The sequence below is a fragment of the Flavobacterium chungangensis genome (assembly GCF_042654045.1).
Taxonomy (GTDB): domain Bacteria; phylum Bacteroidota; class Bacteroidia; order Flavobacteriales; family Flavobacteriaceae; genus Flavobacterium; species Flavobacterium chungangensis.
Genome location: NZ_JBHSFY010000005.1, coordinates 160,632 through 175,735, shown reverse-complemented (window position 1 = coordinate 175,735; position 15,104 = coordinate 160,632). Strand labels below are relative to the sequence as shown.

Here is a 15,104-nt window from a genome sequence, read left to right as displayed (position 1 = left end):
GGTGTATTTTTTTTGAATTGGTTATGGGCAAATATATAAAAAGAGATGTAAGTTTTATCTGCTAGTTATCATTTTGTTTAAACACATTTTTTTTAATATAGCCAGTGGTTTCAACCACTGGAACACAATATAATTTACGATACGTTTCCAGTGGTTGAAACCACTGGTTATGTTTGTTTAAACAAGCTAAACGCCTTTTACCGTAAAACAAACTATGTTTCTATGTGTTTAAAATAAAATTTCACAATTTTCTAAATTTATATCCGAAATAATCCCATTTTAGCGTTATCAATAAACTGACTACTATAAACCCTCATTTTAAATGAATAAAAATATAATCGCACTCTATACTATAGCTCAAAAAGAAACTAGAAAAATTCTTGGTCTAATGTCTGGAACTTCTCTCGACGGACTTGATATTGCTTTATGCGCTGTTTCTGGTTCTGGCGAAAATACGAATGTGAAAATCCTAGAATTTGAAACCATTTCTTATTCTGAAGACATTAAAAACGAAATCAGAAAAGTATTTGCAAAGAAAACAATCGATTTTCAGCATTTGGCTTTGTTAAACGAATGGATCGGAATATTGCATAGCGGCATGATTAACGATTGTCTTTCTAAATGGAATATTTCGTCAAGCGAAGTAGATTTAATCGCTTCTCACGGACAAACCGTTTTACACGCTCCGAAGTTTTTGCATCAGCAGGAAAAATTTCCAAACGCAACTTTGCAAATTGGAGACGGAGATCATATTGCGGTAAAAACGGGAATTATCACACTTTCAGATTTCAGACAAAAACACGTTGCAGCGGGTGGCGAAGGCGCTCCTTTGGCGGTTTATGGCGATTATTTATTATTTGGTAAAAAAGGCGAAAACCGAATCATGCTCAATATGGGCGGCATCGGGAATTATACTTATCTCCCAGCCTCTCTAAACGCCGAGGAAGTTTTTGTAACCGATACTGGAACTGCAAATACGTTAATCGACATTTTTACCAAACATTATTTCCCTGAAAAAAGTTACGATAAAGATGCTGAAATTGCGCAACAAGGAACTGTAAATCAAGAACTTTTAAACGAACTTAAAAAAGATGATTTCTTCCAAAAAAGTTTTCCAAAATCAATTGGTCAAGAGCTGTTTAATTTCGATTTTGTGCAGTCGGCTTTGGTAAAATGTGGCTTAGAAAATATTTCGGCATCAGATTTGCTGGCAACTTTAACACGTTTAAGTGCTGAAACTATTGCAGAAGCGATTTTTTTCACCATAAAAAACACTCCTATTTCAGCAGAAGATTTTCATATTTATATGTCTGGAGGCGGAACGAATAATCCGTTATTGGTAAAATGGCTAAAAGAATTATTGCCTTGCCAGTTTCATACTAGCGACGATTTGGGCATTTTAAGTGATGCCAAAGAAGCTGTTTTATTTGCGCTTTTGGCCAACGAAACCGTTTCTGGAGGAGATTACAATTTTGGAAACAGTAAAGGAATTCCATCGGTAACCATGGGGAAAATTTCGTTTCCTGATTAAAATTATAGCCACAAATTCACGAATTTAGCGCTAATCTATGCGAAATAAGCGCGATTAATTACACGGAATATGCCGATTGGATTATCTTCAATCATTAAAAATAATTCGTGAATTTGTGACGGAAAAATACACAATCCTAAAAAAACAATTCGTGGCGGAAAAACACACAATCATTAAAAAAAATAATTCGTGAATTCGTGGCGGAAAAAAAACTATTTTTGATTCCTGTTAAAAAACATTGAAATGCATAAAAATCAGCACTTAATATTCTTTCTTTTAATTTCATTTTTCATTACTTCGATTTCTAATGCACAGGAAAAAAACATGCATCCTAAAAATGAATTCAGAGGTGTCTGGATTGCAACGGTTGTAAACATTGACTGGCCGAAAACAAGTACAGATAATGTCGAAAAAGAAAAAGCTGATTATCTTGAAATTTTAGAGGCTTATAAAAAACTGAATTACAACGCTGTAATTGTTCAGGTTAGAAGTGTTGGAGATGCTATTTATCCATCAGAATTTGCGCCTTGGTCTCGATTTTTGACAGGGAAAGAAGGTTTGGCTCCAAATCCTTATTACGATACATTGGCTTGGATGATTGAACAGGCGCATAACAGAGGTTTTGAATTTCATGCGTGGCTGAATCCATATCGTGCGACTTTCGATTTGAATAAAAATCTTTTAAGTCCAAATCATGATCTTTTCAAACATCCAGAATGGATGATTGAATACGGTGGAAAATACTACTATGATCCTGCATTGCCAGAAGTGCAGGCGCATTTAACTAAAGTCGTAAAAGAAGTCGTTGATAACTATGATATTGATGCAGTTCATTTTGATGATTATTTCTATCCTTATGCTGTTCCAGGAAAAGTGTTTAACGACAATGCTTCTTACCAAAAATATGGTTCAGGTTTAAGCCGTGCTGACTGGCGCCGTGCCAATGTGAGCAACTTTGTACATTCTATTTCAAATACAATTAAAGAAAGTAAACCTTGGGTTCAATTCGGAATTAGTCCGTTTGGGGTTTGGAGAAATAAATCTCAAGATCCAAAAGGTTCTGAAACACAATCTACATCTAACTACGACGATTTGTATGCAGATCCGATGTTATGGATGGATCAAAAATGGATCGATTATATTTTACCTCAATTGTATTGGAGTATGAATAATCCGAGAGCTTCTTATTCTAAATTGGTAAAATGGTGGTCTGAAAACTCCAATAATACCGCTATTTATATCGGTCACGCGACATACAAAATTAGAGCTGACGGAGATAAAAACTGGAATTATATGACCGAAATTCCAACTCAAATTGATTTTTTAAGAACTTTCAAAAATGTATCAGGAAGTGCTTATTTCAGCTCAAAATGGTTCATGGGGAAAAACTTCGATGTGGTTCGCCATTTAGAAGAAAATCAATATAAATATCCTGCACTTCCAGCAGCAGTTCCAAATTTAAGACACGTCATTATCGATACGCCAAAAGTATTAGAATACAGTAAAGACAGCATTAAATACAACTTTACATTCAAAAGTCCGCTGAATACGAAAGTTCGTTACATGGTGGTTTATGGAGGCGAACATGTTTCAAAAATTGACATAAACGATGCCACAAAAATCATCGAAAAAGTAACAATTAAAGAAGTTGACGGAAAAATCAACTTCGCGATAGCAGCCGGAAAACTGAATCTTTACAAAGCCTGCGCAGTAACTTTTATTGATTATTATGCCAACGAAAGTTCGCCAACTGCAATAGATTTAAAAAAGCCTTTAAAAAACTATATACCAGCTCAACCAAATGAAAACAGATAATAAACCGTGGTTTTGGATTCCGCTTCTTAACTTCGCTTCTGGATTACCGTATGCCATAATTATCTCTGTTTCGGTAATTATGTACAAAAATCTAGGTATTACAAATGAAGATATTGGTGTTTACACCAGTTTACTTTATCTGCCTTGGGTTATTAAACCGCTTTGGAGTCCGCTTATCGAATTAATCGGAACCAAAAGAAAATGGTTTCTGCTGATGCAATTAATCATTTCGATTGCCTTTCTGCTGGTTGGTTTTACCATTCCGCTCAACGGATTTTTTATCATGACACTTTCCATATTCTGGGTTGCGGCTTTTGCATCGGCTTCTAATGATATTGCCAGCGATGGTTTTTATTTATTGGTTTTACCAGAAGACAAGCAATCTTTCTTTATTGGTATTAGAAGTACTTTTTACAGACTTTCAATGCTAGCAGGAAACGGATTAGTAGTGCTTTTTGCAGGTTATTTAGAACATAAATTTGGAGATAATACAAAGGCGTGGTCTTATACCATGATTTGTGTTGGTTTATTAATGGCTTTCATTACCGTTTATAATTTCATTTTCACACCAAAAAATGAAGTTAATGCAGTAAAAAATCACAAAGAAATACCAAATCAAAGTTTCGGAACCATATTTGTCAGTTTCTTCAAGAAAAAACAAATTGGCTTAATTCTAACTTTTATCTTGGTTTTCAGATTAGGAGAATCGCAATTGCTTAAAATGCTAAGTCCGTTTTTATTGGATCCAAAAGAATTAGGCGGAATGGGATTAGACACCGAAGCAGTTGGAATCATTTACGGTACTTGCGGAGTAGCAGCCTTAACAATCGGAGGTATTTTAGGCGGAATTGCAATCTCAAAACAAGGATTGACCAAATGGATGTTTCCTATGTTTTTGGCCATGCACCTTCCAATTTTAGGATTTATATTATTAGCTTTCTTTCATCCTACATCAATTTATTACATTTATGCCGTTGTAATTGTGGAGCAATTCGGTTACGGTTTTGGCTTTACTGCCTTCATGATGTATTTAATTCATGTTGCCGAAGGAGAATCAAAAACAGCACATTATGCACTGGCAACTGGTTTTATGGCATTAGGAATGATGCTTCCAGGAATGTTAAGCGGTTATATTCAGAAATTTTTAGGCTATCAAAACTTCTTTATTTGGGTTCTAATAGCTACAATTCCAGGTCTTATTTTATCACGTTTTTTAACTTTCCCAAAAGATTTTGGGAAGAAATCAGAAGAAGTTTAACCCCCAAATCAAACTTTACCTATGGAAATCAATGAGAATTTGCAGAACGAACGCAATCTAAAAGGAACTGAGTTCGAGAAAAATGGAAATCTAGAAAAAGCGATTGAGTTGTATGAAGAAAATGTTGCAGAAGGCTTTAAAGGAAATCACCCTTATGATCGATTGGCAACGATCTACAAAAACGAAAACGATCTGGAAAATGAAATCCGCGTTTTAGAAAAAGCAATTGTGGTGTACGAAATAATCACCATTGAAGACCGCTTAGAAGGACTACCAAAGCTTTTCCGTTTTAAAAACAGATTGGAAAAAGCGCTTGAAACCAAAAAACAATTGGCTAAACAAAAGAAGGCAAAACTGAAATAATTTTTACCATTAAGACATTAAGTAATTTAAGCTAAGCTTTATGAACTTTCTTATTGAAAAGAAGAGAATAAAGTAAAACTAAGGCGCTAAGCTTAATTTTTTTACCTCGAATAGATTAAGCAATTTAAGCCATAGCTTTATGAACTTAATGCCTTAATGGTAAAAACAAGATAACTAAATTTATTTGACATGGTTACTTTAAAACGTACGAATTCAGACGATATCGATTTTATAAATTTGGTCGCTTTATTAGATCAAGATTTAGCGATTAGAGATGGTGAAGATCATGCGTTTTACAATCAGTTCAACAAAACGGATAAGATAAAACATGTGCTCGTGTATTATGAAAACGGAATTCCTGTTGGTTGTGGCGCTTTTCGCGAAAAGGAACCAGGAACAACAGAAATCAAACGAATGTATGTTCATCCTGATTATAGGAAAAAAGGTATTGCATCGAAGATTTTAAACGAACTTGAAATCTGGGCAAAAGAAGTTGGTTATACGTATACCATTCTCGAAACTGGAAAAAATCAGCCCGAAGCCATCAACTTATATCAAAAATTAAATTATATCATAATTCCCAATTATCCACCTTACGAGAAAATGGATAATAGTGTTTGCATGAAAAAGACTTTATAATAATGAAAATCACAGCAGAAGCATTACGACAAAAAATAGGACAATTTTTCTTTCCAGCAGTATTCATCAACGATACCGAAGAAAATATTCAGGAAACGGAACGTTTAATCAAAGAATACAATATTGGCGGATTGACCTTTTTCCATAGCCGTGCTAGCGCTGCAACCAATTACGAGAGTAAGAAAAAAGTGGTTTTCAACGATGACAGTTACGAAAAAATCAAGGTACTTATTGCTCGTTATCAAAAAGCAGCTTCTACTCCACTTTTAATCAGTATTGATGCAGAATGGGGTTTAGCAATGCGTATCGAAAAAACACCACAATATCCGTACGCCATTACGCTTGGCGCCTTACCAGAAAATAAATCAAGTTTAATTTACGAAGTTGGAAAACAAATTGGTTTAGATTTAAAAGCCGCTGGAATTCAGTATAATTTATCGCCTTTGGCAGACATCAATAATAACCCGAACAATCCTGTAATTGGCTATCGTTCTTTTGGTGAAAACAAAGAAAAAGTAGCCGATTTTTCGATTGAATATTTAAAAGGAATGTCGGAAGTTGGTGTTTTAGGCTGTCTGAAACATTTTCCCGGACACGGAAATACCAATGTCGATTCGCATTTAGGTTTGCCGGTTTTAAAGGAAACGTTGGAAGAATTAATGGAAAACGAATTATATCCGTTCATTAAAGGAATTGAGAACAATGTCGACTCTATTATGATTGGACACTTAGCTGTTCCGAGTTTAAATGACGGAAAAGACACATCGGCAACTTTATCAAAAGCCGTTATTCAAGACCTCTTGCGTGATCAATTAGGTTACGATGGTTTGGTAATTTCGGATGCCTTAAACATGCACAGCGTTTCTAAATTGTACGAAACAAAAGGCCAATTAGAATGGGAAGCTTTCAATGCTGGAAATGATGTTTTATGTTTCGCAGAAAATGTTCCCGAAGGAATTGAAGCAATCTATAAAAATGCATCGCCAGATCGTATTTTCGAAAGCTATAACCGAATTATGAAAGCCAAAGAAAAAGCAGGAATCCTTTCTGGAAATACTGCAATTTCGGGCCAATTAAACTTCGAAAAAACATCCCAGTTAAATCTTGAAATCGCTCAAAATGCAATTACAAAAATCATTGATAATGGCATTTCAGATTTAGCATTTGAAGCGCAGAAAAACAACAAATTAGCCAAACTGAGTTTATATAAAAATACCGATAATACATTCTTTAAATCTTTAAATGCAAAATTACCTTCGCCAGAATTTGCTTTTGAAAGTTTAGAAATTTCAGATATCAATTTGATCAAAAGTGAATTAGAAAAATTCGAAACGATCATTATTTCGTTATTTGTTCCAAAAGCGAAACCATTAAATAATTTCGAAGTAAACGATGAAGTTTTAGAACTACTTTCTGATTTACTTCAAACCAAAAAATGCATTGTTTACGTTTTTGGAAACCCGTACGTTTTACCACTTATTCCGAATATAAAAAAGGCTTCGGGATTAATTCAGGCGTATCAGGATTTTGAAGAATTTCAAAAAACAGCAGGAATTCAATTTTTAGAAAAAAATAGTTTTAATGGTATTTTACCAGTAAATATTGATATTCAATAACTTAAAATACTAAATAGTCAAAATTTATCAACTTATAAATTTTTATAATCACATCTTATTGTAAGAACCTGTACTTATGCCCTACTTTTGCACCAAATAAATTTTTAACGTAAAACGAATATTATGTCTTTAGTAGGAAAAAAATTCCCAAGTATTGCAGTAGATGCTATCTCAGAAATGGGAGACAATTTAAAAATCAACATTTTTGAAGAAGCAGTAAACAACAATAAAAAAGTACTTTTATTTTGGTACCCAAAAGATTTTACTTTTGTATGTCCAACTGAATTACACGCCTTTCAAGCTGCATTACCAGAATTCGAAAAAAGAAATACTATCGTAATTGGTGCTTCTTGCGACACAAACGAGGTTCACTTTGCTTGGTTAAATACTCCAAAAAACAATGGTGGAATCGAAGGTGTTACTTACCCAATCTTAGCTGATACAAACCGTAATTTAGCTAACATTTTAGGTATTCTTGATATCGAATCTACAAGCTATAGCGAAGATACAGATTCTGTTATCATCGAAGGTTCAAACGTAACTTACAGAGCTACTTACCTTATTGACGAAACTGGAAAAATCTTCCACGAAAGTGTAAACGATATGCCATTAGGACGTAACGTAAACGAATACTTAAGAATGGTTGACGCTTACACTCACATCCAAACTAAAGGTGAAGTTTGTCCTGCAAACTGGGAAGCTGGTAAAGAAGCTATGTCTGCAGACAGAATCAGTACTGCTGAATACTTAAGCGCAAACTAATTTTTAATTAGTTTCTAAGATACTAAGATGCTAAGGTTCTAAGATTTTCTCTTAGACCTTAGTAACTTAGAAATCAAATCCTCTCTCAAAAAATCTCAAAAAAATTATAGTTGCTAAAATCCACAAAGGTTCAAAAAACTCAGAACCTTAGAATCTTAGCACCTTAGAATCTCAAAAAATAAAACTTATGTTAATCGACTTAAACGAAGATACGTTAGCAGATTTAGTTGCTAAAAACGAAAAAGTAGTAGTACAATATTCAGCTTCATGGTGTGGAAATTGCCGTATTATGAAACCAAAATTTAAAAAACTAGCAACAGAAAATGAAGCTATCACTTTTGTTTTGGTTGATGCAGAAAATTCTCCTGAGTCTAGAAAATTAGCTAATGTGAGCAACTTGCCAACATTTGCCACTTTCGTAAACGGACAATTGGTTGGCGAAACGCAAACTAACAAACAAGAAGTTTTAATTGACTTGGTAAACGCAATTGCTTAATTTTAGATCGTTAGACTTACTTAGATTTTAAGACAACCTAGATGTTGTAAAAAAATTATAGAAAGTCTAAGAAGTCTAAGCAAGTCTAAAAATCTAAGAAATCTAAACTATGAAATTACCAGTAATTAAACATTTAACGCAATTCATCGAAGAAAACGATCAGGATTACATCATTGAAACGATCGAAGTTCTAGAAGCGATGACTGAAATCCCTTCTCTTAAAGACGAAGAATTAGACGTAATTGGCGAATTGATTTCGAATATGTACGGCGCACTTGAAGTGCAAAAATTGGTTGCTCAAGGAACAGATAAAAAAGAAGCTTTAAATACGTTCATGAAACGTGTTTTAGGATCAATCGATAAGTAAATCGGCTTCCTCCCAAAGGATAAATAAAAAAACAAAGCTGAGAAAGCGTTTCTATCTGGAGACGCTTTTTTTAGTTTACAGTGTTCAGGTTTTAAGTATTCAGTTTTTTGTATTCAGTCGCAGTATTCAGTCGCAGTCTCTCGAAATCTTTGTCAGGCTGAGCGAAGTCGAAGCCCACGTAAACCAAATCGACAAAGATTATCAATTTAAATTGAAGAGTTACTTGTGTGGGCTTCGACTCCGCTCAGCCTGACAAGCGCAAAAAATCTAAAATCTACATTCTAAAATCTAAAATAATCAGGGCGAGACAGTATTTGAAAAAACGGGCAAACATACTTTATCTTTATTCGCCCGCTTTCCCAAATACTGTCGGGCTATCCGCGCTACTTCGGTAGCTTGCTCCTATCCCTCTCGCGGCTAAACGGTTTCAATAGACGCCTTATAATTATTGACCAAAATTGTCAGGCTGAGCGAAGTCGAAGCCTGCCCAAAGTGCTTCCATAAAGATTAGTGACTTAGTTTGCGGAGCCGCTTGCGTGGGCTTCGACTCCGCTCAGCCTGACAAGCCTAAACTAAAACTAAAATCTACCCTCTAAAATCTAAAATATTTAAAAAAATTCGTGAATTTGTAGCCACCCAAAAACCTATCTTAATCTCTCCTTAAACCCATAACAAATACTTTTAGATTCAAATATTAATCCTTACTTTTGAGCCTCATTAATTTTAAACAAAAATCATGGCATCTATCACATTAGGAGGAAATCCAGTTCATACATCAGGCGAATTGCCAGCAGTTGGATCGCAATTAGCTGACTTCAAATTAGTTCAAAACGATTTATCAGTTGCTACATTAAGCACTTTTGCTGGTAAAAAATTAGTTTTAAATATCTTCCCAAGTGTTGATACAGGAACTTGTGCTGCATCTGTTAGAAAATTCAACCAAAGCGCAAGCGGATTAGAAAACACAACTGTTTTATGTATTTCTAGAGATTTACCTTTTGCTCAAAAACGTTTTTGTGGTGCTGAAGGTTTAGAAAATGTAGTAAACTTATCAGATTTTCAAACTGGTGCTTTTGGAAAAGCAAACGGATTAGAAATCGTTGACGGACCTTTAGCAGGTTTACACTCAAGAGCAATCATTGTTGTCGATGCTGATGGAAAAATCGTTCACACAGAACAAGTTGCAGAAATTGCAAACGAACCAAATTACGAAGCAGCTTTAGCAGCACTATAATATTTTCCTTTAAATGGAGTTTCAAAAAGATAATACATTTGTTACAGGTCGGTTAAAAAGTATGACTTATGCTTTTAACGGAGCTGTAAAATTGATTAAGACAGAACACAGCATTATGGTTCAATTCTCTTTGGGAATTATCATGACGATTGCTGGATTCTATTTTCATATTTCTCAAACCGAATGGCTGTGTCAGACACTGGCCATTGGTTTGGTTTTAAGCATTGAAGGATTAAATACGGCAGTTGAAAAAATTGCCGATTTTATCCATCCTGATTACAGCAAACGAATCGGTTTTATTAAAGATATTGCTGCTGGAGCGGTATTTTTTGCCGCAATGACTGCAATTGCAATAGGCTTGATTATTTATATCCCAAAATTTATTTAGGCAAAGGAAAACGCAAGAATGGCAAAAAATAAAAAAGAAACTGTAGATAAAAAAAACGAAAAACAGGAAGGAGTTAAAAGATCATTTAAGATGTCTAAACAGCAAAGATTTGTTTTAGGATGTCTTTTGGTACTTTTTTCTATTGCACTACTGGTCGCATTTATTTCTTTTTATGTAAACGGACAATGGCAGAATGACCAAAGTGTCGTAAATCAGCTCGGTGATCGTGCCGAAGTTGCTGAAAACTGGCTCGGAAAATTTGGGGCTTATCTTGCCGATTTAATTATCTATAGAGGTTTCGGACTTGCCTCTTTCATTTTTGTACGTTTATTTTTCCTTACTGGAATGTTTTTAGCATTGGAGCTTTCGACCCAAAAACTAAAAAACACTTGGTTCTGGGACATTTTTGCTATTATCGTTGTTTCTGTACTATTTGGTTTCTTCGCTACTTCTGCACCAGAACTTGGAGGAACAATTGGTTATGAACTAAATTTATTCCTTCAAGATTATATTGGAAAAACAGGTACACTGCTTACACTACTTTTTGGTTTAATTATCTATTTGATCTTCAAAATCAAATTATCGCCAGAAAAAATCCAATCGTATTTTGATTCTACCAAAAAGGAATTCAAATCAGAATTAGACAAGTTAAAACCAGCTGTAAATCAGCCTGAAAGCGCGTATAATCTGGAAGAATTTGCTATCAAAGAAGAAGTTGAAAGTGACCCTGAAATAGATGATATTCACATCAAAACAGTTGACACGCAATTCGAGCTTAACAAAGAAGCTTTAAAACCAACTATTTCTCATTCGTCTGAAATTGAGTTGAATCCAGTTTTAAAGCCAATTACCCCAAAACAAGAATTACCATTAGTTTCTCCTGATGAAGCCTTTGTAATTGAAAAAGCAGAAGAAGAAGATATTATCGAAGAAAACTTAGCTTCTCGCTTAGTTGCCGATTTCGGATTATTTGACCCAACTCTGGATTTATCCAATTACAAATTCCCAACCATTGATTTATTAAAAGAATATTCGACTGGCGGAATTACAATCAATCAGGAAGAATTAGAAGAAAATAAAAACAGGATTGTAGATACACTTCGTAACTACAAAATTGAAATTGCACAAATCAAAGCAACCGTTGGACCATCGGTTACTTTATATGAAATTGTGCCAGAAGCAGGAATCAGAATTTCTAAAATTAAGAGCTTAGAAGATGATATTGCTTTATCATTATCAGCACTAGGAATTCGTATTATTGCGCCAATTCCAGGAAAAGGTACGATCGGTATTGAGGTTCCGAACAAAAACCCTACTATGGTTTCTATGAAAAGCGTTATTGGAGCTGCAAAATTCCAAGAGGCCGAAATGGAACTGCCAATTGCTTTAGGAAAAACCATCTCAAACGAAACTTTTGTTGTCGATCTTGCCAAAATGCCTCACTTATTGATGGCTGGAGCAACAGGACAAGGAAAATCGGTTGGATTAAATGCGGTTTTAACTTCGCTTTTATACAAAAAACATCCAGCCGAAGTAAAATTTGTTTTGGTCGATCCGAAAAAAGTAGAGCTTACGCTTTTTAACAAAATCGAAAGACATTATTTAGCTAAACTTCCTGACACTGAAGATGCTATTATTACTGACAATGCAAAAGTTGTCAATACTTTAAACTCACTTTGTACCGAAATGGACAATCGTTATTCTTTATTAAAAGATGCGATGGTGCGTAACATTAAAGAATACAACGATAAATTCAAGTCTAGAAAATTAAATCCAGAAGCTGGTCACCGATTTTTACCCTATATTGTTTTGGTTGTCGATGAGTTCGCCGACTTGATCATGACTGCAGGAAAAGAAGTTGAAGTTCCGATTGCTCGTTTGGCTCAATTAGCCCGTGCCATTGGTATTCACTTAATTATTGCAACACAAAGACCATCGGTAAACGTTATTACCGGTTTAATTAAAGCCAATTTCCCTGCCAGAATCGCATTTAGAGTAACTTCTAAAATTGACTCTAGAACGATTTTAGACACGCAAGGAGCCGACCAGTTAATTGGACGAGGAGATTTATTATACACAAACGGAAACGACGTAATTCGTGTGCAATGTGCTTTCATTGACACACCAGAAGTCGAAAAAATTACCGATTTTATTGGCGGACAAAAAGCATATGCCACAGCTTATTTGCTTCCAGAGTTCGTTGGAGAAGAAAGTGGCATTAATCTTGATATAGATATTTCCGAAAGAGATACTTTATTTAGAGAAGCGGCAGAGATTATTGTCAATGCTCAGCAAGGTTCTGCTTCTTTATTGCAACGAAAATTAAAATTAGGATACAACAGAGCTGGTCGTTTGATCGATCAACTTGAGGCAGCAGGAATTGTTGGTCCGTTTGAAGGCAGTAAAGCGCGCAGTGTAAACATCTTAGATTTAAATGCTCTTGATCAATTTTTTAATAATGAACAAAATTAATCCAATCATGAAAGCAAAAATTCAAGAAATCAACAACAATTCTATCACAAACATGACTAAAAAGTGTTTTCAAATGGCAGTTATTTTGCTTTTGAGCTTCACTTCTATTCAGGCGCAAGATAAAAAAGCGAAAGATTTATTGAACGAAGTGACTTCTAAAATAAAGAGCTACGACAATATTGTTATCGATTTTAAATATTCTTTGAATAATGCCAAAGAAAACATCAATCAAGACAGTAAAGGAAACGTAACGATGAAAGGAAATCAATATGTTTTGAATTTTATGGGCGTTACCAAAATTTTTGACGGTCAGAAAACCTACACTATTGTTCCTGAAGACGAAGAAGTTACTATTTCTAAAGTAAACGAGAAAGATGATAATGCTATCACTCCTTCAAAAATGCTTACTTTCTTCAATTCTGGCTACAAATACAACATGGACATTGTTCAGAATGTAAAAGGAAGAAAAATTCAATACATCAAATTAGTTCCTACAAGCGGAAAAGACCAAAGAAAAGAAATTTTGTTAGGTATTGACGTTCAGACAAAACACATCTACAATTTGATTGAAACTGGAAAAAACGGCACAAAAACAACTTTAACCGTTAATTCTTTTAAAACCAATCAGCCATTATCAAAAAATCAATTTACCTTTGTAGCGAGTAAATACCCGAAATACTACATCAATAAATTAGATTAATCAGAAGGTTGAAAATACTAGACAAATACTTATTAAAAACATTCTTATTTACATTTACTACGGTATTTGTAATCTTATTTTTCATATTCATACTTCAAACAGTATGGCTATTTATTTCAGAACTAGCAGGTAAAGATCTCGACTTAACATTGGTCGTGAAATTCCTGCTTTTTTCTATGCCACGAATTATTCCGTTGGTTTTACCCTTATCGGTTTTATTAGCCTCTATTATGACTTTCGGAAATCTTGCCGAAAATTATGAGTTCGCAGCAATGAAATCTTCAGGAATCTCACTGCAAAGAGCAATGAGAGTACTGATTATTTTTATTTTCGTTTTAAGTATTGTAGCATTTTGGTTTGCAAACAACGTCATTCCGTATGCCGAATATAAATTTGTCAATTTTAGAAAAAACATCGCACAAGCCAAACCTGCGATGGCTATTGCCGAAGGTCAGTTTAATGATGTCGGCACTTACAACATTAAAGTAAACAAAAAATCTGGAGAAAATGGTAATCATCTAACTGGTGTAACTATTCACGAGAAAGCGAATAATATGGGGGAAAACAAAACCGTAATTAAAGCTAAAACTGGTGAATTAGTCAGTAATGAAAAATCTAGTATTTTAAAGCTAGTTTTAAATGACGGGTACTACTACCAAGACGTTACTCCAAAAAAATATGAAGATCGTGCAAAAATGCCTTTTATAAAAGGTAAATTTAAAACACAGATCATCAACATCGATTTATCCGAACTTAATAAAGTTGACGACAGCAAAGAAAGCATTGCAGGGACAAATGCAATGTTGAATGTTAACGAATTGCGCTATACTCTAGACTCCTTGAGTAAAAATTTAGACAACGAAATTGTTTCTTTTTCTGAAAACATTAATCAACGAGTTGGCTTTAAAAAGTTTTTTACAGATTCGCAAAAAAACATCAAGAAGAAACCACTTCCAAATGATCTTTTATCTATTTATTCCAACAAAGAAAAAGTAGATGTTTTAAAAATGGCCGGAAGCAATGTTACGAGCAGTATCTATTCAATCGAAACTACTCAACGAGATTTAAAAGACAAACAGCGAGAAATCAACAAACATTTGACTGCATTGTACGAGAAATTTGTAATTGCCTTTGCTTGTTTCTTAATGTTTTTTATTGGAGCTCCGCTTGGCGCTATTATTAGAAAAGGGGGACTTGGACTTCCTATTGTATTTGCAGTTTTAATTTTTATTACTTTCCATTTTATTAATACTTTCGGAAAAAGAGTATCTCAGGAAGGCGGTATGACTCCATTTTTAGGATCATGGATGTCGTCTTTTATTCTATCGCCTCTTGCCATATTATTGACCTATCGCGCAACAAACGATAACGGGTTAATTAATTTTGATGCGATTACAACTCCTATTTCACAACTATTTCAGAAAATCTCTGAGCGGTTTTCACCTGCTCAAAAGCAAAAATAA

General features: G+C 34.4%; 14 protein-coding genes. All 14 read left to right on the top strand.

Translation table 11 applies throughout. From position 1 onward, the window contains the following. The first annotated feature begins 322 nt into the window (after positions 1–322). The 14 genes from ACFO3N_RS09870 (at position 323) to ACFO3N_RS09805 (ending at position 15,104) form a co-directional block, all read left to right on the top strand. Positions 323–1,531 (top strand): anhydro-N-acetylmuramic acid kinase, encoded by a 1,209-nt coding sequence (locus tag ACFO3N_RS09870; protein WP_379797312.1) that lies wholly within the window; start codon positions 323–325, stop codon positions 1,529–1,531. Positions 1,532–1,774: 243 nt separating this feature from the next. After that, complete coding sequence (locus ACFO3N_RS09865; protein WP_250835146.1) at positions 1,775–3,346, top strand: glycoside hydrolase family 10-like protein; 1,572 nt, start codon at positions 1,775–1,777, stop codon at positions 3,344–3,346. Beyond that, positions 3,333–4,604, top strand: coding sequence for an MFS transporter (locus ACFO3N_RS09860; protein ID WP_379797310.1), 1,272 nt, complete (start codon positions 3,333–3,335; stop codon positions 4,602–4,604). The genes ACFO3N_RS09865 and ACFO3N_RS09860 overlap by 14 nt, the downstream gene beginning before the upstream one ends. Positions 4,605–4,625: 21 nt before the next feature. Continuing rightward, a complete protein-coding gene (locus ACFO3N_RS09855) occupies positions 4,626–4,967 on the top strand; it encodes a hypothetical protein (protein ID WP_379797308.1) in 342 nt (113 codons plus the stop codon). Positions 4,968–5,156: 189 nt separating this feature from the next. Further along, positions 5,157–5,606, top strand: a complete 450-nt coding sequence (locus tag ACFO3N_RS09850; protein WP_379797306.1) for a GNAT family N-acetyltransferase — start codon at positions 5,157–5,159, stop codon at positions 5,604–5,606. 2 nt (positions 5,607–5,608) lie between these two features. Then, complete coding sequence (locus tag ACFO3N_RS09845; protein ID WP_379797304.1) at positions 5,609–7,222, top strand: glycoside hydrolase family 3 protein; 1,614 nt, start codon at positions 5,609–5,611, stop codon at positions 7,220–7,222. A gap of 123 nt (positions 7,223–7,345) precedes the next feature. Beyond that, on the top strand, positions 7,346–7,984 hold the full coding sequence (locus ACFO3N_RS09840; protein ID WP_012024184.1) for a peroxiredoxin: 639 nt from the start codon (positions 7,346–7,348) through the stop codon (positions 7,982–7,984). A 187-nt stretch (positions 7,985–8,171) separates the two neighbouring features. Next, positions 8,172–8,480, top strand: a complete 309-nt coding sequence (locus ACFO3N_RS09835; protein WP_007805605.1) for a thioredoxin family protein — start codon at positions 8,172–8,174, stop codon at positions 8,478–8,480. A 109-nt stretch (positions 8,481–8,589) separates the two neighbouring features. After that, positions 8,590–8,847, top strand: coding sequence for a DUF6952 family protein (locus ACFO3N_RS09830; protein WP_008462029.1), 258 nt, complete (start codon positions 8,590–8,592; stop codon positions 8,845–8,847). Between the two features lie 736 nt (positions 8,848–9,583). Further along, entirely contained in the window at positions 9,584–10,081 is a 498-nt protein-coding gene (gene tpx, locus ACFO3N_RS09825) for a thiol peroxidase (RefSeq protein WP_095931755.1), read from the top strand. Positions 10,082–10,094: 13 nt separating this feature from the next. Next, positions 10,095–10,469, top strand: a complete 375-nt coding sequence (locus ACFO3N_RS09820) for a diacylglycerol kinase family protein (protein WP_095931756.1) — start codon at positions 10,095–10,097, stop codon at positions 10,467–10,469. Between the two features lie 18 nt (positions 10,470–10,487). After that, on the top strand, positions 10,488–12,941 hold the full coding sequence (locus ACFO3N_RS09815) for a DNA translocase FtsK (RefSeq protein WP_250835141.1): 2,454 nt from the start codon (positions 10,488–10,490) through the stop codon (positions 12,939–12,941). Between the two features lie 73 nt (positions 12,942–13,014). Further along, the gene (lolA1, locus tag ACFO3N_RS09810; RefSeq protein WP_465254288.1) at positions 13,015–13,641 is read left to right on the top strand and encodes an outer membrane lipoprotein periplasmic chaperone LolA1; all 627 of its coding nucleotides are present in this window, start codon (positions 13,015–13,017) and stop codon (positions 13,639–13,641) included. A gap of 8 nt (positions 13,642–13,649) precedes the next feature. Continuing rightward, a complete protein-coding gene (locus ACFO3N_RS09805) occupies positions 13,650–15,104 on the top strand; it encodes an LptF/LptG family permease (RefSeq protein WP_250835139.1) in 1,455 nt (484 codons plus the stop codon).